Source organism: Candidatus Paceibacterota bacterium, from assembly GCA_035530615.1.
GTDB lineage: Bacteria > Actinomycetota > Actinomycetes > Nanopelagicales > Nanopelagicaceae > QYPT01.
Genome location: DATKUL010000002.1, coordinates 468,752 through 492,214 on the forward strand (window position 1 = coordinate 468,752; position 23,463 = coordinate 492,214).

The 23,463-nt window shown below is 50.8% G+C and carries 23 protein-coding genes and 1 tRNA gene; 15 read left to right on the forward strand and 9 right to left on the reverse strand.

Translation table 11 applies throughout. The features are described from left to right. Positions 1–2: 2 nt before the first annotated feature. Positions 3–848 (forward strand): ATP phosphoribosyltransferase, encoded by an 846-nt coding sequence (gene hisG, locus VMW30_05360; GenBank protein ID HUW87787.1) that lies wholly within the window; start codon positions 3–5, stop codon positions 846–848. Here hisG and serB read toward each other — a convergent pair. Then, positions 830–2,035: a phosphoserine phosphatase SerB gene (gene serB / locus VMW30_05365; protein ID HUW87788.1), complete on the reverse strand. Its 1,206-nt coding sequence runs from the start codon at positions 2,033–2,035 to the stop codon at positions 830–832. The genes hisG and serB overlap by 19 nt on opposite strands. Before the next feature lie 74 nt (positions 2,036–2,109). Between serB and VMW30_05370 the strand changes: the two genes are divergently transcribed. Together VMW30_05370 and VMW30_05375 are read left to right on the forward strand one after the other, a co-directional pair. Then, on the forward strand, positions 2,110–2,898 hold the full coding sequence (locus VMW30_05370; protein ID HUW87789.1) for an ABC transporter ATP-binding protein: 789 nt from the start codon (positions 2,110–2,112) through the stop codon (positions 2,896–2,898). 17 nt (positions 2,899–2,915) lie between these two features. Next, the gene (locus tag VMW30_05375) at positions 2,916–3,554 is read left to right on the forward strand and encodes a uracil-DNA glycosylase (protein HUW87790.1); all 639 of its coding nucleotides are present in this window, start codon (positions 2,916–2,918) and stop codon (positions 3,552–3,554) included. Between the two features lie 13 nt (positions 3,555–3,567). Here the strand turns inward: VMW30_05375 and VMW30_05380 are convergent, their stop codons facing one another. Further along, complete coding sequence (locus VMW30_05380) at positions 3,568–5,001, reverse strand: NCS2 family permease (protein ID HUW87791.1); 1,434 nt, start codon at positions 4,999–5,001, stop codon at positions 3,568–3,570. A gap of 95 nt (positions 5,002–5,096) precedes the next feature. Further along, complete coding sequence (locus tag VMW30_05385) at positions 5,097–5,807, reverse strand: hypothetical protein (GenBank protein HUW87792.1); 711 nt, start codon at positions 5,805–5,807, stop codon at positions 5,097–5,099. Between the two features lie 82 nt (positions 5,808–5,889). Here VMW30_05385 and VMW30_05390 point away from each other — a divergent pair, with 82 nt between their 5' ends. Then, positions 5,890–6,627 (forward strand): DUF554 family protein, encoded by a 738-nt coding sequence (locus VMW30_05390; GenBank protein ID HUW87793.1) that lies wholly within the window; start codon positions 5,890–5,892, stop codon positions 6,625–6,627. A 24-nt stretch (positions 6,628–6,651) separates the two neighbouring features. Here VMW30_05390 and VMW30_05395 read toward each other — a convergent pair whose 3' ends face one another. Genes VMW30_05395 through VMW30_05405 form a run of 3 tightly spaced genes read right to left on the reverse strand, consistent with a single transcriptional unit; the run spans position 6,652 to position 8,943 of the window. Next, complete coding sequence (locus VMW30_05395; GenBank protein HUW87794.1) at positions 6,652–7,692, reverse strand: NAD(P)-dependent alcohol dehydrogenase; 1,041 nt, start codon at positions 7,690–7,692, stop codon at positions 6,652–6,654. A gap of 30 nt (positions 7,693–7,722) precedes the next feature. Continuing rightward, positions 7,723–8,367 carry a thymidine kinase gene (locus VMW30_05400; protein HUW87795.1) on the reverse strand — a complete coding sequence of 215 codons (645 nt, stop codon included), beginning with the start codon at positions 8,365–8,367 and terminating at the stop codon, positions 7,723–7,725. A 42-nt stretch (positions 8,368–8,409) separates the two neighbouring features. After that, positions 8,410–8,943 carry an adenine phosphoribosyltransferase gene (locus VMW30_05405; GenBank protein HUW87796.1) on the reverse strand — a complete coding sequence of 178 codons (534 nt, stop codon included), beginning with the start codon at positions 8,941–8,943 and terminating at the stop codon, positions 8,410–8,412. 167 nt (positions 8,944–9,110) lie between these two features. On the opposite strand from VMW30_05405, the gene VMW30_05410 reads away from it, so the two are divergent. From VMW30_05410 to VMW30_05430, 5 genes are all read left to right on the forward strand, one after another. Next, entirely contained in the window at positions 9,111–9,938 is an 828-nt protein-coding gene (locus VMW30_05410) for a hypothetical protein (GenBank protein ID HUW87797.1), read from the forward strand. 100 nt (positions 9,939–10,038) lie between these two features. Next, positions 10,039–10,425 carry a 2Fe-2S iron-sulfur cluster-binding protein gene (locus tag VMW30_05415; GenBank protein ID HUW87798.1) on the forward strand — a complete coding sequence of 129 codons (387 nt, stop codon included), beginning with the start codon at positions 10,039–10,041 and terminating at the stop codon, positions 10,423–10,425. Positions 10,426–10,427: 2 nt separating this feature from the next. Then, positions 10,428–11,507 carry a molybdopterin cofactor-binding domain-containing protein gene (locus VMW30_05420; protein HUW87799.1) on the forward strand — a complete coding sequence of 360 codons (1,080 nt, stop codon included), beginning with the start codon at positions 10,428–10,430 and terminating at the stop codon, positions 11,505–11,507. Then, positions 11,508–11,855, forward strand: coding sequence for a molybdopterin cofactor-binding domain-containing protein (locus VMW30_05425; protein ID HUW87800.1), 348 nt, complete (start codon positions 11,508–11,510; stop codon positions 11,853–11,855). It abuts the gene before it with no gap. 298 nt (positions 11,856–12,153) lie between these two features. After that, positions 12,154–13,275: a WG repeat-containing protein gene (locus tag VMW30_05430; GenBank protein HUW87801.1), complete on the forward strand. Its 1,122-nt coding sequence runs from the start codon at positions 12,154–12,156 to the stop codon at positions 13,273–13,275. 69 nt (positions 13,276–13,344) lie between these two features. Here VMW30_05430 and VMW30_05435 read toward each other — a convergent pair. Beyond that, positions 13,345–13,428 (reverse strand) — tRNA-Leu (locus tag VMW30_05435). 72 nt (positions 13,429–13,500) lie between these two features. Between VMW30_05435 and VMW30_05440 the strand changes: the two genes are divergently transcribed. Then, the gene (locus VMW30_05440) at positions 13,501–14,838 is read left to right on the forward strand and encodes a M20/M25/M40 family metallo-hydrolase (GenBank protein ID HUW87802.1); all 1,338 of its coding nucleotides are present in this window, start codon (positions 13,501–13,503) and stop codon (positions 14,836–14,838) included. Here VMW30_05440 and VMW30_05445 read toward each other — a convergent pair. Continuing rightward, a complete protein-coding gene (locus tag VMW30_05445; GenBank protein HUW87803.1) occupies positions 14,835–15,782 on the reverse strand; it encodes an aldo/keto reductase in 948 nt (315 codons plus the stop codon). The two genes, VMW30_05440 and VMW30_05445, sit on opposite strands and share 4 nt — an antisense overlap. 82 nt (positions 15,783–15,864) lie before the next feature. Here VMW30_05445 and VMW30_05450 point away from each other — a divergent pair, with 82 nt between their 5' ends. The 4 genes from VMW30_05450 to mshC are packed head-to-tail and all read left to right on the forward strand — an operon-like array spanning position 15,865 to position 19,091. Next, the gene (locus tag VMW30_05450) at positions 15,865–16,569 is read left to right on the forward strand and encodes an MSMEG_4193 family putative phosphomutase (protein ID HUW87804.1); all 705 of its coding nucleotides are present in this window, start codon (positions 15,865–15,867) and stop codon (positions 16,567–16,569) included. Continuing rightward, positions 16,570–17,118, forward strand: a complete 549-nt coding sequence (locus VMW30_05455; GenBank protein HUW87805.1) for a DUF3090 family protein — start codon at positions 16,570–16,572, stop codon at positions 17,116–17,118. Beyond that, positions 17,102–17,830 (forward strand): SCO1664 family protein, encoded by a 729-nt coding sequence (locus VMW30_05460; GenBank protein HUW87806.1) that lies wholly within the window; start codon positions 17,102–17,104, stop codon positions 17,828–17,830. The genes VMW30_05455 and VMW30_05460 overlap by 17 nt, the downstream gene beginning before the upstream one ends. Positions 17,831–17,849: 19 nt before the next feature. Beyond that, a complete protein-coding gene (mshC, locus tag VMW30_05465; protein ID HUW87807.1) occupies positions 17,850–19,091 on the forward strand; it encodes a cysteine--1-D-myo-inosityl 2-amino-2-deoxy-alpha-D-glucopyranoside ligase in 1,242 nt (413 codons plus the stop codon). Here the strand turns inward: mshC and VMW30_05470 are convergent, their stop codons facing one another. Continuing rightward, on the reverse strand, positions 19,092–19,934 hold the full coding sequence (locus VMW30_05470) for a PAC2 family protein (GenBank protein ID HUW87808.1): 843 nt from the start codon (positions 19,932–19,934) through the stop codon (positions 19,092–19,094). A 28-nt stretch (positions 19,935–19,962) separates the two neighbouring features. Here VMW30_05470 and metH point away from each other — a divergent pair, with 28 nt between their 5' ends. Beyond that, positions 19,963–23,454: a methionine synthase gene (gene metH, locus VMW30_05475; protein HUW87809.1), complete on the forward strand. Its 3,492-nt coding sequence runs from the start codon at positions 19,963–19,965 to the stop codon at positions 23,452–23,454. Positions 23,455–23,463 lie beyond the last annotated feature (9 nt).

Genomic DNA, 23,463 nt, shown 5'->3' on the forward strand with positions numbered 1-23,463 from the left:
TCGTGCTAAGAATCGCTGTCCCTAATAAAGGTTCCCTCTCCGAGTCAGCATCTGAAGTGCTGCGCGAAGCAGGTTACCGCCAACGCACTGACATGCGCGATCTGGTTCTCTCGGACCCCGATAACGGCGTTGAGTTCTATTACCTACGGCCAAGAGATATTGCAGTTTATGTAGGCTCTGGCGAACTTGAAGCGGGTATCACTGGAAGAGATCTTCTAATTGACTCTGCAGCTCCTGCCCAAGAAGTTTTGGAATTGGACTTTGGTACATCGACTTTCCGTTTTGCGGCGAGTATCGAACACAATTGGACTTTGCAGGATGTCGAGGGAAAGCGGGTAGCCACTGCGTATCCGGGACTTGTTTCAGACTATCTTTCGAAAGCGAAAATCTCCGCCACTGTCGTCAGACTCGATGGTGCTGTTGAAAGTAGCGTCCGCCTTGGGGTTGCCGACGTAATTGCCGATGTTGTCAGTACTGGCAACACGCTTCGTCAAGCGGGTTTGAAAATTTTCGGTGATCCGATTTTGAAGAGTGAAGCGGTGCTCATCCAACGGACCGGATCAGAAATTCGCCCTGAATTGGAAATTCTTATCCGTCGTCTACAAGGCGTCATTATTGCGCGACGTTACGTCCTGCTTGATTACGACGTGCCACTTACCCTGGTTCAACAAGCCTGCGCAATCACACCCGGGTTAGAGTCGCCAACAATTTCACCGCTCCAAAAGGGGGATTGGGTTGCCGTACGTGCAATGGTCCTTCGTAAAGAAACCAATCATGTGATGGACGCCCTTTGGGCCTTAGGCGCGCGCGGAATTCTTGTGACAGACATTCACGCCTGTCGACTCTGATCATCGGCTGCTTCGACATCCTCGCGGGCAATTCCCATGAGGTATAGGACGCTGTCCAAGTAGGGCTGGGTCAGCGAGCTATCAGCCGCTGCACGAACGGCCGGTTTCGCATTAAAAGCAATGCCAAGCCCAGCCGCGGCAATCATGTCGAGGTCGTTGGCACCATCGCCGATCGCAATTGTCTGATCTAGTCCGACCCCAGAGAGTTCGGCAAATTCACGCAATGCCAAAGCCTTGGCAGCCCGATCAATCACAGGTCCTTGGGTTCTTCCGGTCAACCTGCCGCCGATTACCTGCAGGCTATTGGCGCGGTATAGCTCAATGCCAAGATCTTTAAGAAGGGGTTCGATGACCTCAATGAACCCTCCGGAGACAACGGCCACCGTATGACCTAGTCGTTGAAGTGTGCGGATCAGAGTCCGAGCTCCGGGGGTGAGGGTAATTTCGCCGCGTACCTCTGCGATCACAGAAGCAGGTAAGCCCTCCAGGAGACTGACCCGTGCCTGCAAAGACTGTTCAAAATCAATCTCGCCCCGCATAGCCGAATCCGTGATCTTCTTAACGGCCTCCTCGACCCCAGCCTTTGCGCCGAGTAATTCAATGACTTCCTGGCCAATCAGGGTGGAATCCACATCTATCAGGACGAGTCGCTTTGCCCAGCGCATAAGACCGCCCTGCTGCACGGCAATATCGACTCCATGTTCACGTGAAACTCCAGCCAGAGCGGCACGGAGTTCCTGTCGAGATGCGCCTGACACGACAAATTCAAAGGCTGTGATTGGGTAGGAAGCAGTCCGATGGATGCGCTCAATGTTAGTTTGATGGTTGGCCAATTCCCTCGCAATTGCCGCGATGGCCGAGGGGCGAAGAGGTTGGCCCAAAAGAGTCACATGCAGCAGCCCAGTTTTGACGCCAATTGAATCGGAGGCCAGGTGGGAGAAGGAAACGGCGATATCGACGCTCAAATCCGCACTACAGGCGGCTAAATCCGCCTCAACGGCTGGAGCATGGGCTGAGTCAAGACCGATTAGCACTGTCAATATGAGCCGGTCGCGGATGACCATCTGTTCGATATCTAGGATGGAGATCGAAAAGGGTGCCAGGGCTGAGAAGAGGGCCTCGGTAATCCCCGGAGCGTCGATGCCCGAGAGAAGGATCAATCCAGTGAAAGGTTGGGTTTCCTGCATAGGGCGAGGTTACCGTGATTTAGGGAGGGGGCGTGGCGAGAATGTAGGTCCATTGCCACTATCTTTCTCTCTATATGAGTCAACGAACTGTCCTCTCACTTTCCGATGTCAGCGTCCGCCGCGGCGAGCGTGTCATCCTCGGCCCCGTTAATTTCTCCGTCACCGAAGGGGAGCATTGGGTAATTCTTGGACCCAACGGCGCTGGCAAGTCGACCCTTCTCAAACTCTTGTCAGCTATGAGTTTCCCAACTTTCGGAACCGTAGAAATCCTCGGAGAGCTTCTGGGCAAAGTGGATGTTTTTGAACTCCGGCCGCGCCTTGGTTTTTGCAGTTCATTGTTGGCGGAAAATATTCCAGGCGATGAATTGGTAAGAGATGTGGTTCTCACTGCCGCCTACGCGATCATCGGTCGATGGAATGAGCGATACGACCTTTGGGATGAATCCAGGGCAATCGCACTCCTCACCACATTTGGCGTGCGCGAATTGGGCGACCGACCTTTTGGGACATTGAGTGAGGGGGAGCGGAAAAGGGTGCAAATTTGCCGTGCATTGATGGCGAATCCCGAAATCCTCCTCCTTGACGAACCTGCGGCTGGTCTGGATCTGGGAGGACGCGAGGATCTTCTCCAGCGATTTGCTAAATTCTCCAGCGACCCGCACGCTCCGGTAACAATTCTAGTTACCCACCACATCGAAGAAATTCCAGTTGGCACCACACATGCGTTGCTCCTAAAAGATGGCGCGATTGCTGTCTCAGGGCCGATCGACCAAGTCATCACATCGCAACATGTTTCCGCTGTTTTTGGACTTCCAATCCAGGTACAGAGAGAAGGAGCACGATTTTTCGCTAAGGCACAATGACTTTCTCGAGTGAGTTCATGCAGGATATCCATCCTGATTGGCGCATGGTCATCAAGGATGTCGTACCGAAGATTGAAGAGATTGAGAACTCGCTAAGAGGGACTTCCTTCAACCCGGCGCCCGAGAATGTCTTTCGAGCACTTCGAAATCCACTGCACCAAACTCGCGTCGTGATATTTGGGCAGGATCCTTATCCAAATCGCGAGCATGCAATGGGATTGGCATTTTCAGTTCCTGGATCCATCAGCCCTATTCCAAGGACCCTTGCCAATATCTTCCGAGAATTGCACGAAGATGTCGGTGTAGAGATTCCACCAAGCGGAGATCTCTCAGCGTGGAGTTCGCGGGGCGTACTTCTACTGAATCGAATTCTCACCGCCCCACAGGGTAGGAGTGCAGGTCACGCAAATCTAGGGTGGGAGCGTGTGACCAATGAAATTGCTCGAGTGCTTGGAGAACGCAAGGTAGTTGCCATTTTTTGGGGTAATTATGCGAAGCAACTGCAAGGCTATTTTTCGCCTCGACTTTCAATTCAATCCGTGCACCCGAGCCCGTTATCTGCAAGCCGTGGATTTTTTGGTTCGAAACCTTTTAGTAAGACCAATCAATTACTTGCCGAGCAGTCCCAGCAAGTAATTGATTGGTCTTTAACTTAGGTTCTTATCTAGCCTAGCCAATCCAAGTGTTAATTGGTGAAGTTAAGAAGTAGACGATGAAGAGAGCCGAAACCACCAATAGCAGTGGGTGTAGTTCTTTTCTGCGTCCTTGGATTAACCGGATGGCGACGTGAGATACGAAACCAGCTCCGATACCTACCGTGATGCTGTAGGTAAAGGGCATCAAGATGATCGTAAGGAATGCAGGGATCGCGATGCCAAGATCTTCCCAGTCAACGTGCTTGATCTGCGTCATCATCAGGAACCCAACAATCACTAACGCTGGCGTCGCGGCTTCGTAAGGAATTACCGCAACCAGCGGTGCAAGGAACGTTGTGAGTAGAAAGCAGATACCAGTAACAACTGAAGCCAGGCCAGTACGCGCTCCTTCGCCCACCCCTGCTGCGGATTCGATGTAGGAAGTATTGGAAGAAATTCCGGCAGCGCCACCAGCGGCTGCGGCTATGGAGTCAACTACGAGAATACGGTTGGCATTTACAACCGTTCCATCGCGATCCACCAGCCCTGCTTCGTGTCCAATCGCGGTCATGGTGCCCATGGTGTCAAAAAAATCAGCCAAAAGAAGCGTGAACACCAGCAAGATGGCCGAGATGGCCGTGATGCGGCCGAATGAACCAAAGAGACTGAAGTGACCGAGAAGCCCGAAATCAGGTGTATCTACAATCTTGGAGGGGATTGCAGGAACATTGAGTCCCCAGCCCTTTGGATTGATTTCGGTGGGCGAGATGAATGATGGCCCGATTTTAAATGCGGACTCAACCAGAATGGCGGCAACCGTGGCAAGACCGATTCCAATGAGGAGCGCGCCCTTGATTTTTTTAACCATCAACGCGATCATCAGAAAAAGACCGAAAACGAAGATAAGAACGGGCCAGCCAACCAGAGTTCCGTTATCACCTAAAATCACTGGAACCGGTCCGCTGCTTGTGCGACGCACGAATCCCGCATCTACTAGACCGATCAGAGCGATAAAGAGGCCAATACCCACTGAGATCGCGATCTTAAGTTGAGTAGGAACCGCATGGAAAACCGCTGTACGGAAGCCAGTAAGAACCAGGGCAGTGATAATAAGGCCTTCCAGGACAACTAGACCCATCGCATCGGCCCAGGTCATCTTCGACGCAATGCCTACGGCAACGAAGGTGTTAAGACCCAGACCGGTTGCTAGTGCAAGTGGAAAATTGGCTACCACACCCATCAATATTGTGAGAATCCCTGCAACTAACGCAGTTGCCGCCGCAATTAACGCCAAGTTTGGTGCATCACCGCCGCCGAGATATTTTCCATCACCATCTTTGGTAAGACCAATGATCAGTGGATTGAGCGCGACTATATAGGCCATTGTGAAGAATGTGACGATGCCGCCACGAACTTCGCGACCTAGCGTCGAGCCACGTTGGGATATTTTGAAGTAACTATCAAGCACGACCCACTCCTTACTGTTTTGGTATCGGGGGTGTTTGCGACCCCGTGTGGTTTCACGACCCACAAGCCGAAGGAAGATAAACGAACGCTAGTACCTCACGGTTGTTTTCGGTGAGTAACACGCGCCAAAATACCGAAGGAGATGGCGATTGATTGGCCGATGAAAAAAGCGAAAAGGGCGGTTCCTATGCCAACCCGTCCACCCAACAGGTAGCCACTCAACAGTACGACAGACTCAATTCCGAGTCGCACCCGACCCACGCGAATTCCGGTCTTATGATGAATTCCGGTCATCCAGCCATCTCGCGGACCGGGTCCCAACCCGCAGGAGATATAGAAGGCCGAGGCAATTCCCACCAGGAGTATCCCCAGGATTGAAAAAATCAGACCAGAAGCAAACTCGTGTTGCGCCGGGATGATGTCGACTCCAACTTGGAGTGCCCAGGCAATGACGATGATATTGAGCAAGGTGCCGATTCCGAGTTTTTCATTTAGCGGGATCCAGAGAAGAAGGACGATGCAGCTAATTCCGAAGGTAGCCCAACCAAGATTAATTCCAGTTCGATTGGAAACACCTTGCGAGAGGACTACCCAAGGAGAGTTTCCCAAGTTGGACTGCACAAGCAGCGACTCGCCTATTCCGAAAAGAAAAAGGGCAGATAGGAGTGTCGTCAAACTCGCGGGGGAGAGAGTCCAACGAGTTTTGGCTCTCCATGGGGTAATCGGAATGGTGCGGTGCGGACGAAACCATTCGACAATTCGTTGCCTGAAATTCCTCGACTCTGAAGATCCACCCTCATAAGACATGCGCGCAGGCTATCCCATCCACTTCTGTTCATGAGACTCGATTGCCTCAGATAGCATTCTCACCACCATGGATCGAATATAGATGTTTCCGGGCGTAGGTACCGTAATAAATGTCGCTGCCATCATTATTGGCGCGTCTTTGGGAGTCCTCTTTGGCTCAAAGATCCCGGAGAGAACACGAACACTCATTACCGATGTGCTTGGACTTACGGTCCTTCTTGCGGCCGCCAGCGCTCTCGTAAATCTGTGGTCCCATCGTTTTATATCCTCAGTCCCAACTGGCTGGACTCTATTAACAATTCTTGGATCACTTCTTCTGGGTGGGCTCTTAGGATCATGGTGGCGATTGGAAGATAGGTTGGATGGTCTGGGAGAGAAACTAAGAAGAAGGTTCAGTGGAAAGGGCGAGAGCACTTTTGTGGAAGGCTTTGTTTCGGCCTCTCTGCTCTTTGTTATTGGACCTTTGTCGATCCTGGGAAGTGTCAGTGATGGCATGTCGACCGGCATCGATCAACTTATGTTAAAGAGTTCTCTCGATTTTTTTGCCGCTATGGCTTTCGCCGCAACCTTGGGGTGGGGAGTCGCTTTCTCGGCCATACCGGTAGGTATCTATCAAGGGGTGTGGACCGTCGTCGGAGTTGTACTCGGTAGCGTGCTTTCCGGTTATCAGGTAGATGCAATGACGGCAGTCGGTGGAGTCTTGCTTCTCTCTATCGGACTGAAATTGCTCAAAATCAGGGACGTAGCAGTGGGAAATCTTTTGCCCGCTCTCGCCATCGCACCGTTGATGGCCGGCGCTCTACATCTGCTGATCTCCTAGAGTGGTTTCCCTGCCCCAAGGAAATTAAAAGGTTTTCGCGTCAATGACGAATCTGTATTTAACATCGCTGGCAATAGTTCGCTCGTAAGCAGTGTTTACGTAGTCAGCCGCAATGACTTCGACATCACTGACGATGTTGTGCTCTCCACAGAAATTAAGCATTTCTTGAGTCTCCGCAATGCCACCGATTTGAGAACCACCCAAAGAGCGCCTAGCTCCTATCAAAACGCCGGCATGAACCGAATACGGTTTCCCAGGCAGTCCGATCGCAACCAGTGTGCCATCGACAGTAAGTAAATTGAGATAGGCATTGATATCCAATTCCGCCGAGACGGTATTGAGAATGAGGTCAAACTGCTTCGAATACTGTTTGAGATTTGATATATCTTTGGTGAGGACAAAGCGATCTGCCCCCATACCTAAAGCATCATCCTCTTTACCTGGCGAGTGTGAAAAAACCGTAACATGGGCACCTAAAGCTTTGGCGAGTTTGAGGCCCATATGTCCAAGACCGCCCAAGCCAATCACACCCACTCGCGTGCCGGCTTGAGCGCCCCAATGCTTGAGGGGAGAGTAGAGGGTAATTCCGGCACAGAGCAAAGGGGCAACTCCCGCTAGATCTAGATTCTCGGGGACATGCACCGCGTAGTCGGCATCGACCACAAAGTTATTCGAGTACCCCCCCATGGTTAAAGTGACACCATCGCGCTCGTACGAATTGTAAGTGGCCGTCATATCATTCTCGCAATATTGCTCGAGACCACGAAGGCAGTTATTACAAGTACGACAGGAATCCACAAAAACTCCTACGCCAATTCTCTGCCCAATCGTGAATTTTGAAACACTAGATCCAACTTCCCGAACGATTCCTACGATTTCATGGCCCGGAACCATTGGGTAGAGAGATGGACCCCACTCTTCCCTCGCTTGGTGGATATCAGAATGGCAGATGCCGGCAAAAGAAATGTCAAAAGCCACATCATTGGCGCGCAAAGCGCGTCTTTCAAAAATAAATGGTGCCAGTGGGGTCTTGCTATTCAGAGCCGCCATGCCACGTGATTTCATTATTGCCTCTCTTTGGATGGAATTGGTAGATCAAATTTTGAAGGGGAGTGTCTCGGTTGATGTGTGACCCGCCCCAGAGGCACGGGCGGTGACTTGGCGCATGTGATGTCGCCTGCAGAGGACTTCATAACTTACTTCTTCGCCTGGGTTTACATCACCGATGACAACCTGCTCGCCTTCTGTGATCATGACACCGCCTTGGGTGCGGGCATTGTGAGTTGCCCGCGCGCCACACCAACAGAGTGCTTCGACTTGCAGGGTGTTGACCCGATCAGCCAATTCAACCAGTCTGGCAGAACCGGGGAAAAGTGAGGTGCGGAAATCCGTCAGGATCCCAAAGGCGTAGACGTCGATCCCGAGGCCATCAACTATCTTGGCTAATTGTTCAATTTGCTCACGTTGGTAAAACTGAGCTTCATCGCAGATGACGAAATCAATCCGAACGCCCATGGAAAGTTGTTCGACTACAAATCTATGCAAATCAATCTCTGGATCTACCTCAATTGCTTGGCGTTGAAGTCCGAGCCTTGAAGAAATCAATCCCGCTCCTGCACGATCTTTACTTGTGAAGATCACACCAGTGCGACCACGGCTTTGATGATTGTGCGCAGTTTGGAGCGCCAGGGTCGACTTACCGCTGTCCATCGTTCCGCAGTAGTAAATCAACTCAGCCACATTGACCATCCTGCCACAGAGTCGAGCGACACGCTTTTCGCATTAAATGGAAAAAATTGAATGGACTGGAATGGTTGGATAGATTTCGTGGATTCGGGCGCGTCCGCCAAGTGAATCAATCTCCAATACCGTGCCAACGCCGGTCACAATTCCGCCCACCCTTTCCACCAGCCGAATTCCCGCGAGAACTGTACCGCCCGTGGCTAGAACGTCGTCGATGATCAAAACTTTCGTCCCAGGCGCTATCGCATCTTGGTGAATTTCCACAATGGCGTTGCCATACTCAAGTCCGTAACTCTCCTCATGCGTAAGGGATGGCAATTTCCCTTTCTTTCGAATTGGGATAAAACCAAGAGCGAGCGAATGAGCCAGTGCACCTGCAAAAATGAAACCCCGAGCCTCCAGACCCGCAATCGCATCTGACTGACTTGCCAGCGGAGCAAATTCCGAAACTATCGCGTGGAAGGAGGGGCCATGCCCCAAAAGGGGAGTGAGATCTTGAAAGAGAATTCCGGGGAGTGGAAAGTCGGGAATTTCACGAATGAGGGAACGCGCTTCTTCCAAGGACCCTTTCACTTTTTCATTATAGAGAATTAGCGCAGAAATACTGGAAAGACGCAACGAGGAGCATAAATCTCCCATATCCGCATGATTTCGGGTCGATTTACGCAGAGATTCCACAGAGAGACCGTCCAGTCTTGCAATGTAGAGCAAATCGGCTTTGCATATGCAAGGAGATTGAAATGACAACGAAGAAGCTCATTACAGCCACACTGTTAAGTGCTGGCCTGATCCTGGGGTCCACGAGCGCAGCATTCGCGACTGACCCAACACCTACTTCTGTAACTGTGGTCACCTCAGCCACATACAGTGCTCAGCTAGTCGCCTATAAAACGGCACTAGTTGCTTATGATACTGCCACGGTCACTTTTAGAACTCAGGTAATTGCATTTCAGAGTGCTCAAGTGGCCTACAAAAATGCCTATGACAACGCTCGTCAGACTTATCAGGCAGTTGTCAGCGCGCATTCGCCAGCTACCACTCCTGCAGAGTACGCAATTTTATTGGCTGCCTACAACACGGCCAACGCTGCCTATAACGTTGCCACAGTTACCTTTAAGGCTCAACTGAGCATCTATATGACTGCAGCGCAAAATTACAAACTGGCGTATGAAACTGCTTTTCAAAGTTACAAGACAACTTCGGCCATGCGTGAAGACTTGCGTAAGGCGATTCAGGTAGCTTTTGAGAATGCAATTCACACTGCTAACGCAACCTTCGCAACTGCGATTGCAGTTGCAACAACTGCCGAGCAGAAACTTGCCGCTACCACGGCACTTCAAACTGCTAAAGTCACAGCGGTTGCTGTCCGTAAAGCTGCCCTAGATGCAGTGGGTGATAGGCCGATTAGACCTACCATGCGAATGAAGCTAGATGGTCACCAAGACATGTACAAATCTGATCGTCCAGCCAAGCCTGTAAAACCAGCTAAATCAGAAAAGTCACACAAATCAAATAAGTCAGAAAAATCAAATAAGTCAGAAAAATCAAACAAATCAAATAAGGACTAATTCCGTAAATATTTAAAAGGAGAACCTCGGGCCCACGTGGGCCCGAGGTTCTCCTTTTAAGGTTTGTCACCAATTTCGATAATACTCAGAGGACGGTCCGCTGTTATGGGTCCTACGCAATCACCTGCAACTAACTGGAACACGGTTTGGCTGTGGCAGCGGATTATGTGGCGCTTGCACTGTACTGATTAATGGAACGCCCGTGCATTCATGCGATACACCAATATGGTCAGTGGGTGCCAAGTTAATTCAAACAATTGAAAATGAAGTGAACCCAACGCTAACTAGGGTAAAAGCTGGTATTTCCTCTGCCCAAGCGGGTCAATGCGGTTTTTGCTTATCCGGAATAATGATGCGCGCCAGCGCGTTGATCGATTCAGGAGTTGAATTGACTCGGGACTCAGTCTCTGAAAACCTGGATGGACACCTGTGTCGATGTGGTGCCCATAATCGAATTATTGATGCTGTCCTGCAAGCAGGATCGTAGTTATGCCAACACCTGCTTCCCTTACCAACTCACCCAAAGTTTCTGACTGGTTAGATTTCACGCGCGACGGATACGTTGCAATTAAGACGGGGAAAGTAGAATTCGGCCAAGGCATTCTGACGGCGCTGCTACAAATTGTTGCCGAAGAGCTTAATGTCCCTCTTGAAAAATGTTATCCTGTAGCCGCTTCAACAGCCCTAAGTCCCAATGAGGGTTTCACCGCGGGGAGTCTGTCGGTTCAAGATTCTGGATCCGCGCTTCGATTAGCAAGTGCGATTGCTCGCGTACGCGCTGGTTCAGAAAGTTACTGGGTTATCGCCGCAACATTGGGATGGGATATTCCTATTGATGTCAATGTAATCGTGAAGAGACCGGAAGAATATTCCTTAGTTGGACGCAGCACCCAACGCATTGATTTAGATAGCAAGGTGCAGGGTAAACCGTCCTATATCCACGATCTGCGATTTGAAAACCTGTTATTTGCCAGGGTCTTGCGCCCACCTGCAGACTCTCAAGTTGTGCACGAGCGCGGGGTGGTTGGTCCTGGCGATCTTTCTTCTAAGGCTTCATACTCCAGGCCGTACTTGTCTCATGGGTCTATTGGAACAGTAACTGCAGTTGCTCAATGGGTTGATGACTTCCTTCACGTCTGGTCACAAACCCAAGGTGTTTATCCACTTCGCGCTGATATAGCACGGGCTTTTGGCCTCGATATCGATCACATCACCGTTACACATATGGAAGGTGCTGGGTGTTATGGACACAACGGAGCAGACGATGTCGCTTTCGATGCAGCACTGGTAGCAAGACATGTTTCAGGTAAACCCATCTTGCTCTCATGGTCTCGTGAAGATGAATTAAGTTGGGCGCCTTTTGGGCCAGCAATGAGGTGGCGTCACTTGTCAGACCCGCGAGGTCGAGATGTCATCACCAAAGTTGCCGAGATCTCTGGATGGGGCCAAGAACTTCCTGATGGGTGTGGGAAGGGGATTGGTTTTGCACGCTACAAGAACAAGGGAGCGTGGTGCGCGGTGGTTGCTCAAGTAGAAGCCGAGACTCATGTGAAGGTGACGAATCTTTGAATTGCAGTTGATGTTGGTCTGGTGATTAACCCTGACGGCGTAATTAATCAAATTGAAGGCGGAGCGCTCCAATCCACGAGTTGGACAACGAAAGAACAGGTACGTATTTCCAAAGGGAGAGTGATTTCCAATAATTGGGAGGACTACTCAATTCTGAAATTTTCGGATGTGCCGTTAATCCAAACCGAGATCATTTCTCGACCAACTCTGCCCAGTCTTGGCGCAGGTGAAGCATCAATTGGGCCCACAGGTGCTGCCATTGCCAACGCACTGGCAAGTGCCATTGGTGTACGAGTTCGCAATATGCCTCTCACACCGGAGAACATCATTGCCAGTATGAAATCGTAGAGAGCGTGACGGACCAACTACCCAGTCGTGTCCGAACGGGGAGTCGCACACCCATCCGTGGGTAGATACCCGCTTATGTCGTGGGCTTCCATAAACTCGACTCTACCGCCCGTTGGTCGCTTGGCAAGGCCGCTCGATGTCCCTGCCGGACATGATCCGCGCCGTCCTTCGGACGAACCGATCCCATATAGCTCGCTTTAGTTCGAGGCAGTCGCGATTTTCCATGTTGGCAGGACATAAGTTTTCAGACCACATCGTCCGAGAAATGCACATCGATCAGTAAGGTTGGCAAATGCGAATGCGATACAGGTCTCTTCTGTTTTTTCCGCTTATTGCAGTTGTAATTACTTCGTGTGGTTCGTCTCTCTCAACAAGTCAGAAACCTTTTCATCCCACTGGAAAGTTCGCCATCACCCCTCAATTTGACCAAGCGAACGACTTCGTCGATGGGTTGGCCGCGGCACAAATCGGAAAAAAGTATGGCTACATCGATAAGACCGGGAAGTTCGCCATCACCCCTCAATTCGATGTCGTCTCCAGTTTCGTCGATGGGCTCGCTCTCGTACATAGTGGAACAAAGAACGGCTGGAGCTATATCGATAAAACCGGGAAGATCGTCATCACGCCTCAATTCGATGTCGCCTTCGATTTCGTCAATGGGTTGGCCGTTGTAGGAGTTGGAAATAAATACGGCTACATCGACAAGACAGGGAAGGATGTTATCCCACTTCAATTCGATGCCGCCTACGGTTTCGTCGATGGGTTGGCACCGGTACGAATTGGGGAGGAGTGGGGCTACATCGACAAGACCGGAATGTTTGTGATCAAGCCTCAGTTTGACTTAACATCCGGTTTCGTCGATGGGTTGGCTCTCGTACAAATCGGGAAGAAGTGGGGCTATATCGATAAGACTGGGAAGTACGTCAGTACCGCACTATTCGATGACGCCTACGATTTCCAGAATGGAATGGCCGTTGTAGGAGTTGGAAATAGATACGGCTACATCGACAAGACCGGGAAGGATGTTGTCCCACTTCAATTCGATTACGCCCGCGGTTTCGTCGATGGGTTAGCCGCAGTACAAATCGGGAAGAAGTGGGGCTATATCGATAAGACTGGGAAGTACGTCATCAGTCCTCAATTCGACGTAGCGGTTAATTTCGTCAATGGGTTGGCCGTTGTAGGAGTTGAAAATAAATACGGCTACATCGATAAGACTGGGAAGTACGTCATCAGTCCTCAATTCGACGGAGTGGGTGATTTCGTCAATGGGTTGGCCACAGTACAAATCGGGAAAAAAGTCGGCTACATCGATAAGACTGGGAAGTACGTCATCACCCCTCGATTCGATAACGCGCGTAATTTCGTCAATGGGTTGGCCGCAGTACAAATCGGGAAGAAGTGGGGCTACATCTCCTAGTCTCTAACTTGCCATATTTTGTACGACGTTTGGTTCTCCGCGACTCGTGGGTATCTGCCCACGTATGAGTGTCCGAACGGGGAGTTGAACCCCGAAGCCCTTTCGGGCACTAGCACCTCAAGCTAGCGCGTCTGCCAATTCCGCCACCCGGACGAGTGAGACGCAACGATATCAATGTGGGCGACAGGACACAAAATAACCCCGGGTTTAGGGGAGAATGGCGCCATGACATCTCAGAGTAGCCAAGATTCATCGAATTCCCAGAGTTCAGAGCTGGAAGAGGATGCAATCACTTTATGCCAAGAAATGATCCGAATTCCTAGCGTCAATTACGGCGACGGGAAAGGTGACGAGAGAGCGATGGCTGATTACGTTGTCGCTAAATTACTTGAAGTAGGAATCCAGTCCAAGGTTTACGAATCCGCACCGGGGCGTTGCAATGTGGTTGCAACCATTCCTGGCGTGAATACACATCGTCCGGGTTTAGTTGTACATGGACACCTGGATGTTGTTCCCGCCAATGCAGAGGATTGGTCCGTCGATCCGTTCGCCGGAGAAATTCGGGACGGAATGATCTGGGGTCGTGGCGCTCTGGATATGAAAAATATGGATGCGATGATGCTGGCGATTGTTCGCAAGTGGGCACGTTCTGGATTTAAGCCCCCGAGAAATATTCTTCTTGTCTTCTTTGCAGATGAAGAGGCGGGAAGCATTTACGGTTCGCGATGGATGGTAAAAGAACATCCTGAACTCTTTAAGGGGTACAGCGAGGCGATTTCAGAGGTAGGTGGTTTCTCCGTCACTGTCGGAGATGGGAAGAGGCTCTACCTGGTTGAGGCGGCACAAAAGGGAATTTACTGGATGAAGGTCACTGCCGAAGGTCGTGCGGGACACGGTTCAATGATGAATGACGAGAATGCAATCACCATTCTTGCGCAAGCCGTCGAGAAGATTGGCAATCACGCCTGGCCACAGCGATATACCAAGACGGTGAAGGTCTTCTTTGCGCAATTGGCAAAGGCTACAAACCAGCCTTACGACGAGACAGATCTTCGCCCACTTCTCAAAGAACTTGGGTCAACTGCTCGAATGATTGGAGCAACACTTCAAAATACCGCGAACCCGACGATGCTTGATGCGGGATACAAAGCAAATGTCATCCCACAGAGTGCTTCGGCCGTTATAGACGGGCGCTTCCTTCCTGGCTACGAAGAAGAGTTGAAAGCCACCATTAGAGAACTTGTCGGACCTGATATCAAAGTCGAGACGATCACTCGTGACATCGCTCTAGAAGTAGATTTTGAAGGCGACCTCGTGGAGGCAATGCGAAATGCAATTCTGTCGCAAGATCCTGCTGGCATCCCAGTTCCGTACACGATGAGCGGAGGAACCGACAATAAAGCACTCTCAGAGATTGGAATTATTGGTTACGGATTTTCTCCATTGAAACTTCCAGCCGATCTCGACTTTATGTCGCTCTTCCATGGAGTGGATGAGCGAGTTCCGCTCGATGGAATTATCTTTGGGGTAAGAGTCTTGGAGAACTTCCTGGAAAACTGTTAAACGTCCGAAGCGTCATCTAACGCGCTTCGAACTATATGCGGTAGGAAAATTTCTTCTGAAGTAAGGATTCCGCGCAGTTGCGCGCCAGTACGGGCGCCAACAATTGCGCTGGTCACACCCGGACGATCTCGCACCCATGCAAGTGCCACTTCCAAAGGTGAGTAACCTAAACCGTCAGCGGCGACATTCACTGCTTCGACAATTCGAATTCCTCGCTCGTCAAGATATGGCTCCACAAAACCCGCGAAATGTGGACTAGCCCCACGTGAGTCACTTGGGGTGCCTAATCGGTATTTTCCCGTCAATACTCCTCGACCCAGGGGAGACCACGCCAAAATACCGACATCCAGATCGAGTGCGCAGGGGAGGACTTCCTTTTCAATTCCCCGGTTGAGCAAGGAGTATTCGTTCTGAAGAGATGCAATAGGTGCCTTCGTCGGAGAAGCTTCTTGAAGAGAAATAGCGCGCGCACTTTGCCATCCAGAGTAATTCGAAAGACCAACATAACGCGCACGTCCACTGGAGTATGCGTAGTCCAATGCGGAGAGCGTGTCTTCTAGCGGGGTCATCGGATCCCATACATGTACCTGCCAAAGATCTACAAAATCCGTATTGAGACGGCTGAGAGAACGATCTAACTCTGCAATGAGTGAGTGCCGTGAGGCGTTAACGACTCTTTCTCCAGATTCAAAGGAAATTCCTGCCTTCGTTCCAATATGGACTTCATCTCGCTTAAAAAGTGTTCCGATGAAGCCGCCGATAAGTCTTTCGCTATCGCCATCCCCATATAGCGCCGCGGTATCAAGAAAATTACCACCCGCATCAAGATAAGCGCGGCATTGGTCGGCGGCTTCGTGCTCGTCGGTATCCCGGCCCCAAGTCATCGTGCCCAGACCCAGACGAGAAAGAAGCAATCCACTCCTTCCCGCTCTGCGCATTTCCATGACGCGACCCTAGCAAGGCGAAGAGCGGAAATCCCCGATAACCTAGTGCTGAGTTTAGAAATTTTGCAGCAAAGGGGGAGACATGACACTTGTCATACTTGTTCGCCATGCTCACTCCACTGCCAATGGCTCTGGAATATTGGCGGGTAGAATCGAAGGCGTCCACCTTTCACCCCTTGGCAAAGTGCAAGCGCGGAAACTTTCATCCCGACTGGGAGAGATACCTTTAAAATCCCTCCGCTCGAGCCCACTAGAGCGGTGCGCCGAGACGATTGGTCCATGGTTGAACCGGCGTGAGTTGTCAGATTCTCCTTTGATGCCAGAACTCACGATTGATCACGATTTAGCAGAAGTCGATTACGGATCATGGAGCGGCAGGAAGCTTCGAACACTTTCGCGTGATCCGCTCTGGAAAACCGTGCAAGAGCGTCCTTCCAAAGTCATCTTCCCGCAAGGCGAGAGTTTGCTAGGCATGCAAAGACGTGCAATGAGGTCGGTCATTGCAGGACTATCCCAGCGCGGCAAGGGTCATGTTCTGCTTATCTCCCACGGAGATATAGTGAAATCAATCATTGCTTCTGCATTGGGGATGCACCTGGATGAGTTTCAGCGCATCGTTATTGACCCGGCGTCAGTTTCAATCCTGGATTATTCGGGAAGCAAACCCAGAGTCCTCTTGCTCAATGATTCACGATCTAAACTTGATTCAGATATTTTCGCGCAACGAGGGAAGAAGACTCTTCTCGGCGGAGGTCCTGGGGTAGCGCGGAAGAGAGGGGTCTCCTAAATGGCAGGGTTAGTAATCACCTACGACCCCGTCGAAAGATTCGTAGTGGGGACTGTTGGAGAACCAGGGGAGAGGACCTTCTTTTTGCAAGCGCGACATGGGAGTCGCCTCACCTCCGTACTGCTCGAGAAGGCACAAGTGGCTGCGATCGTGGAGCGTTTAGATCTTCTACTACGCGAACTAAGACGCCTTGATCCCAAATTCACTATCACCTCGCTTCCACGTGACGATGAACCCCTTGAACAACCGATAATTGAAGAGTTTCGGGTGGGTCTAATTTCTCTATCTTGGCTAAGTGATCGCGAACTAGTCTCCATCGAATTACAGGCAACTTCTGATCAAGACGCAAACGAAGAAGATCTCTTTATCGAAAGTCCCGTGGATGCACCTGACGTGTTGCAGGTAATTCTCACGTCGGCTCAAACAGAGGCATTTATAAAACGAGCCACGAGTGTGGTCAACGCGGGACGACCGCCTTGTCCGTTCTGTGGATTGCCGCTAGACCTGCGCGGTCATGTATGCCCCAGGGCAAATGGCTATCGTCGCTAAACCCGAACTCACTCCAACTGAGATCGCCCTCTCCCGGGGCGAGATGAGGATCACGGGGCGATTGGTCGATGCTACTAATGCAACTTTGCAAGCGAGCGTTTATGCAGATGAGAATGAAATCGTATGTATTTACAAACCTATTTCCGGAGAAAGGCCGCTTTGGGATTTTGCAACGGGCACCTTGGCTCACCGGGAATATGCTGCCTATCTCGTAAGTTCTCTAGGCAACTTTGATGTGGTTCCGTTGACAATACTGCGGGACGGTCCGTATGGAGAAGGAATGGTCCAACAATGGATCAACATTGATAAAAACTTGGATATGTGGGAATTCTTTCGAAAGGATGACCCGGCTTTACGTAATATCGCTCTTTTCGACGCAGTCATCAACAATACTGATAGGAAGATCGGACATCTTCTTCCTGATCTACATGGCAAAGTCTATGGATGCGACCACGGGGTAACTTTCCATACGCAGAACAAACTTCGAACTGTCCTCTGGCAGTGGGCGGGTCACCCGCTCTCAGAGTCCGAACTCTTGCAAATCCAAGAGTTGCGGAACTCGCTTACGCTTTCGTTGGGGGAATTGCTCCTTCCGCTCTTATCAACGGCAGAATTGGCCGCCTTGGACGCGAGACTAGGGAGACTCCTGTCGTCACAGACATTTCCAGTCCCCTCTGATGAATGGCCGGCGGTGCCATGGCCTCCGTTCTAAACTCCCTTAGGATGAGTCCGTGAAATCTTGGGCAAGTCTCTATCTACCTCCGATAGCCAAAAGGTTCAATTTCCCTCCATTGCGGCTTCACAATTCAGTTACGGGAACGTTAGAAAGTTTGCCCGTTAAATCTGAGTACAGCATGTACGTCTGCGGCATCACCCCATACGACGCCACCCACCTAGGACATGCAGCCACCTACATCACTTTTGATCTGATTAACCGCTACCTCAGAGCAATGGGCAAGAACGTCCACTTCGTAGAAAACATCACCGATGTCGATGATCCGTTGCTAGAAAGAGCGACTCGCGACAACGTTGATTGGTCGGTGCTGGCACACTCTCAGATTGAACTCTTCCGTGGAGACATGAGCGATCTCCATATTCTTCCGCCAGAGCATTACATCGGTGCAGTTGAAGCTATTCCACTGATCGTAAAAATGATTGAGGCGCTGAAATCCAAGGGTGCCGTGTACTTGGTGGATGACGATCTCTACTTCTCAGTCCACATGGATAAAGATTTTGGCACTCGCTCGAATTTGTCACAAGAAAGTATGTTGGAGCTTTTTGGTCAGCGCGGGGGAGACCCAGACCGCGTCGGCAAACATGACAAACTCGATGCGCTTTTATGGATGCGTCAGCGACCGAACGAACCTGGTTGGGCTTCTTCCTTCGGAAAGGGCCGACCTGGATGGCACGTTGAATGTTGCGCCATTGCTCTGAACTACTTGCCAATTAATTCGGACGATAAATTTCTTATCGATATTCAAGGAGGCGGTTCGGACCTTCTCTTCCCTCATCACGAAATGGGAGCATCTCAGGCGGCAGTCGTTCAAGGCAGGGAATTTGCCCGGTTTTATGTTCACACCGGGATGATCGGCCTTGATGGAGAGAAAATGAGCAAGAGCCTTGGCAATCTTGTCTTCCTCTCCGAACTGGTGAATGCCGGTGAAGATCCCATGGCAATTCGACTGGCTCTCATCAGGGCGCCCTACGCTGCGGATCGAATGTGGAGTGACGAAAAATTGATATCAGCGACCGCCTTTTTGACTCGATTACGTTTGCTCTTATCGCGACCTGAAGTCGCTCCAACAGATCCCACAATTGAATCGATCATTGCAGCCTTATCCAACAATCTCGATACGCAGGCTGCCCTCAATGCGATTGAAAAATGGTGCGATGAGACCGAATCAGGGGCCGTAGGTGGATCTGCTGGCGAGTTGTCACGCGCTATCGACTTACTGCTTGGAATTGCGATCTAACTATTCGTTGTTTCGACGCCTTAAATATCGCTCGAATTCGCGAGCAATAGAATCTCCAGTTGCTTCCGGTAGTTCTGATTCATCTCGCGCGGTTTCCAACTGACGAACATATTCAGAGATTTCGCTGTCTTCTGCGGCCATCTCATCGACGCTCTTCTCCCATGCTTGAGATTGCTCTGGAAGATCACCAGGGGGTAAGGATATGTTGAGAAAATCCTCGAGTGCATTTATTAATGCAAGTGTTGCTTTAGGTGATGGGGGAGCCGCGGCGTAATGGGGTATAGCCGCCCAAAGTGAAACCGCATCTATCCCTCGTCTCTGGGCAGCTTCTTGAATCACGCCGAGAATGCCCGTTGGGCCCTCGTATCTACTTACTTCGACACCCAATCTCTCAGCAATGTCAGGGTGGGTGCCGCTTCCGCTTACTGATATAGGTCGAGAGTGAGGTGTATCTGCGAGCAAAGAGCCAAGAGTCAGGATCATGGTTACATCCAAGTCGTCCGCCAAATCGAGGATATTCGCTGCGAACGTCTTCCATTTCATCGATGGCTCAATGCCCTTAACTACTACAAGATCAAAGTCGTATTGAGGTGTTGCAATTCCAAAAACTTCAGTCGTGGGCCACGTCAATGTCCTAAATTTTGAATCGTCCACCGAAACCATCGGACGATTCACTTGAAAATCGTAGAAATCTTCCGGATCGACCTGTGCGATGAGGGATGCCGTCCACGTGTTCAATAAGTGAGATGCTGCTCCGGTTGCGGCCTCGCCAGCATCGTTCCAACCACCAAATGCAAGGATCATGACAGGCGATCTCAGCGCAGGGATGTGGAGAATTTCCATAACTCCACCTTACGGTAACCTTTGACAAGTGACGACCTCAATCCAGACCTTGCGCCAAGCTCTCGCAGAGCGAACGGTTATTGTTGACGGCGCAATGGGAACGATGCTCCAGGCCGCAAACCCCACTATGGAAGATTTCCAAGGTCATGAGGGCTGCAACGAGATCCTCAACGTTAGCCGGCCAGATATCGTGCGTAGCGTTCATGAGGAGTATTTATCCGTTGGTGTGGATGCCATTGAGACAAACACTTTCGGTGCCAACTGGGCGAATTTAGCCGAGTATGGAATCGAGGATCGTATCTACGAACTCGCATTTACAGGGGGAGTGCTAGCACGACAAAGTGCAGATAAATTTAGTACACCCGACCAACCGAGGTATGTCTTGGGCTCACTCGGTCCAGGAACCAAATTGCCAAGCTTGGGACATACGACCTATCAAAAATTAAAAGATGCCTACTACCTCGCGTCTAAAGGGCTGGTCGATGCAGGTGTAGATGGCCTTCTCATTGAAACTGCCCAAGATTTGTTACAGGCCAAAGCAGCGATAAATGGTGCGCGCGTGGCGATGGAAGAAAGTGGCCGCGACGTCATCTTAATTACCCAAGTAACCGTTGAGACCACTGGCACAATGCTGTTAGGTTCCGAAATCGGAGCGGCGTTGAATGCGCTCGAACCCCTGGGTATTGATCTCATTGGACTTAACTGCGCTACTGGACCCGCTGAAATGTCCGAGCATTTGAGGTATCTGAGCAAGTCTGCGCACGTCGGAATTTCTGTCATGCCAAATGCCGGGCTTCCCATTCTCGGTCCAGATGGCGCAACGTATCCACTGACACCCAAGGAATTGGCCGCGGCTCTTAGCGTCTTCGTAAAGGAGTATGGCGTTTCATTAGTGGGTGGATGTTGCGGCACAACTCCGGCGCATTTAGTGGAAGTTGTTAGCGCGCTCAAGGGGAGCATCCCGGCGAAAAGAGAGCCGCACGTTGAACCGGGGGCTTCCTCGCTTTATCAGTACGTACCGTTTAGGCAAGATCTCGCTTACATGGCAATCGGAGAGCGAACAAATTCGAATGGTTCGCGTGCATTTAGAGATGCTCTTCTGGCGGAGGACTGGCAGTCCTGCGTCGAGATCGCACGTGATCAGATTCGCGACGGCGCGCACATGCTGGATCTTTCTGTCGATTATGTTGGTCGCGACGGAGTAAAAGACATGCAAGAAATCTCTAGTCGATTTGCAACATCATCGACTCTTCCTATCATGCTCGACTCCACTGAGCCACCTGTGATTAAGGCTGGGCTAGAACAACTCGGTGGACGTTGCGTAATCAACTCGGTGAATTTTGAAGACGGAGATGGCCCAAGTTCCCGCTTCGCCCGGGTTATGCCTCTGGTTAAGGAGCACGGAGCGGCCGTAGTTGCCCTCACCATTGATGAAACCGGACAAGCACGAGATGCCGAATGGAAAGTGCGGGTGGCGAAAAGACTAATCGAGGAATTAACTGGAAAATGGGGTCTAGCCACTGGCGATATTTTGATCGACTGCCTCACCTTTCCAATTGCCACAGGTCAGGAAGAAACCCGCCGCGACGGAATTGAGACCATCAACGCCATTCGACAGATCAAGATTGATTTTCCGCAAGTGCAAACTACGTTGGGTGTTAGCAACGTTTCGTTCGGACTTAATCCGGCTGCACGCATTGTTCTTAACTCCGTATTTCTTCATGAGGCGGCGCTTGCAGGTTTGGACTCGGCGATTGTCCACCCTTCAAAAATCACCCCAATGGCTCGTATAGATGAGCGAGCGAAAGCGGTCGCCCTTGATCTCATCTACGACCGTCGACGGTACGAAGACAGTCAATGCGTCTATGACCCGCTGACTGAATTTCTCAATCTTTTCGAAGGCGTTGAAGTTGCTTCCTCGAAACTCACCAGGGCGGCGGAATTGGCTGCCCTACCGCTCACTGAGCGTCTTACCAGGCGAATCATCGACGGAGAGAAAGTCGGTCTTGAAGCTGACCTCCAAGAAGCCCTAGATCAAGGAATCGTGCCGCTAGAAATCATTAATACATTTCTCCTGGAAGGCATGAAGGAGGTCGGCGAGCTCTTTGGACGAGGTGAGATGCAACTTCCGTTTGTGCTGCAAAGTGCCGAAGTAATGAAGACCGCGGTGGCTTACCTCGAACCGTTTATGGAGAAAACCGGAGAGGACGGCAGGGGTGTCATTGTCCTTGCCACGGTACGAGGTGATGTTCACGATATTGGGAAGAATTTGGTTGACATCATTCTTTCCAATAATGGATACCGCACTGTCAACATCGGTATTAAGCAGACGATCAACCAGATAATTGACGCCGCGACGGAATCAAATGCGGATGCCATCGGGATGAGCGGTCTTTTAGTTAAATCGACAGTGATCATGAAAGAAAATCTTGAAGAGATCACATCCCGAGGTTTGGACCAGAAATGGCCCATCGTTCTTGGGGGAGCGGCACTCACGCGAGCATATGTTGAGCAAGATCTGGCCGGAAGATTCCCGGGGGAAGTTCGATATGCACGAGATGCTTTCGAAGGTCTGCGTCTTATGGACACCATCATGGCAATCAAACGTGGCGAGCCCGGTGCCGTATTGCCGCCATTGCGTGAACGTCGTGTCCGCGCAAGTTCACCCGTGGAAGAAGATCAGGTTGTTGACACAAGCCGGAGCGACGTTGCCACAGACGTCGATATTCCAAACCCTCCTTTTTGGGGGAGTCGAATCATTAAAGGAGTGCCGTTAGCTGAATATTCGGGCATGCTGGATGAGCGCGCGCTTTTTGTTGGGCAGTGGGGGCTTAAAGGCGCCCGCGGAGAATACGAAATGATGGCGGAGACCGAGGGGCGTCCACAACTTCGCAAACTTCTTAATGACGCATTGTCGCAAGGTTGGCTCAATGCCGCGGTCGTCTATGGATATTTTCCGTGTGTTAGCGAAGGAAATGATCTCATCATTTTGCACCACGAAGGGGCTCTCAAAGGGCAAGAGCGAGTGAGGTTCACCTTCCCACGACAGCGCAGGGATCGACGTCTCTGTCTGGCCGATTTCTTCGCTGCAAAAGATTCTGGAAAAACGGACGTCGTTGCATTCCAGATTGTCACGATGGGAAGCGCCGTCAGCGAGGCAACTGGCAAACTTTTCGCTGCTAATGCCTATCGCGATTATCTTGAACTGCACGGACTTTCAGTGCAACTCACCGAAGCACTAGCCGAACATTGGCATGCACGTGTACGAGAAGAGATGCACGTAAAGGACCAGGATTCCTCTGAACTCCAAGGAATTCTAGATCAAGGTTATCGAGGTTCGAGATATTCCTTCGGCTATCCAGCGTGCCCCGACCTAGAGCAACAAGTTCAGTTATGTGCTCTTCTCGAACCTGAGCGAATCGGAGTGGAACTTTCCGAAGGGTTCCAGTTACACCCGGAACAATCGACTTCAGCAATCATCGTTCATCATCCGGAAGCGAAGTACTTCAATGCAAATTAATGGGCCAAT